At 36.0% G+C, this 1203-nt stretch carries 2 protein-coding genes; both read left to right on the forward strand.

The genetic code is table 11. The features are described from left to right. Positions 1-132 precede the first annotated feature (132 nt). A complete protein-coding gene (locus tag CLOBL_RS28875; protein ID WP_242953947.1) occupies positions 133-450 on the forward strand; it encodes a helix-turn-helix domain-containing protein in 318 nt (105 codons plus the stop codon). A gap of 104 nt (positions 451-554) precedes the next feature. Beyond that, complete coding sequence (locus tag CLOBL_RS28880) at positions 555-1121, forward strand: hypothetical protein (protein ID WP_242953948.1); 567 nt, start codon at positions 555-557, stop codon at positions 1119-1121. Positions 1122-1203: the final 82 nt, after the last annotated feature.

Here is a 1203-nt window from a genome sequence, read left to right on the forward strand (position 1 = left end):
AATGAAAAAGTAACTTCTTGATTGCAATACTAAATTCTTGATTAATGACTTTAGTATTGCACTATTTTTTGATACAAGGTGATACAATTTATATTTAAGTGGATTCCTCTAATATTATTGGAGGTAATTATAGTGAATAAGAATTATAATTGTAAACATCTAACAACAACTCAACGCATTGTGATTGAAAAAGGTCTATTAGACGGTGAATCCTTTGCTGCTATCGCTAGAAAGATAAAAAACATCCTAGCACTGTTGCAAAAGAAGTTAAAAAATATCGTTATTTTCCTGAGAGAGATGGAGCTAAAGCAAAGCTTCCATGTGCCCTCAAAAAAAACTGTCAGATTCGCTTCTTATGTGAAAGAAAGGATTGCGTTAAACTCTGCAAGAGCTGCTATAATCCTTCCCGCGAAGCAGACTGTAAAGAACTTTGTCCTGATTACACTATAAAAGTATGTCCTAAAATTCAAAAAGCTCCTTATGTCTGCAACGGTTGCCAAAAGATTAAAAGGTGTACACTTCAACACGCACTTTATTCTGCACAACAGGCTGATATGGCTTCTCAGGAACTTTTAGTTTCATGCAGAGACGGAATTAATCAATCTCCAGCTGGCATCACTATACTAGATAATATAATTTCACCTTTGCTTAAACAAGGACAATCAGTCGCTCATATTTATGCCCATCACGGTCACGAAATACCTTGCTGCCGCAGGACGCTTTATAACTATATCGATAAAGGTGTTTTTACCGCTAAGAACATTGATTTAAGGCGTCGCGTACGCTACAAATGTAAGGAACGTAAAAAAGGTACAAGGATTAGCCTTTCTGCAAGGGAATTTCGTATAGGTCGCACTTATGACGACTTTTCTACCCTACTTAAAACCAAACCAGAATCTCAGGTTGTAGAAATGGACACTGTGGAGGGCGGTCGTGGGAACAGCAAACAAGTCTTTTTAACTATGCTTTTCCGCAACTGTTATCTAATGCTAATTTTTGCACTTGCTGAAAAAACTCAAGAGTGTGTAATTGAGGTATTTGATCTACTTTCTGAAAAGCTTGGAATCAAAATATTTAACGAGCTTTTTCCAGTCATTCTGACTGACAATGGCACTGATTGATAATATCATTAAAAATAACTCTGTATTAAATAAAAAAGATAGCCATATCAGCTATCTTTTATCTTACCTCGCAACGTCCTAC

The organism is Clostridium sp. BL-8, assembly GCF_002006495.1.
GTDB lineage: Bacteria > Bacillota > Clostridia > Clostridiales > Clostridiaceae > Clostridium.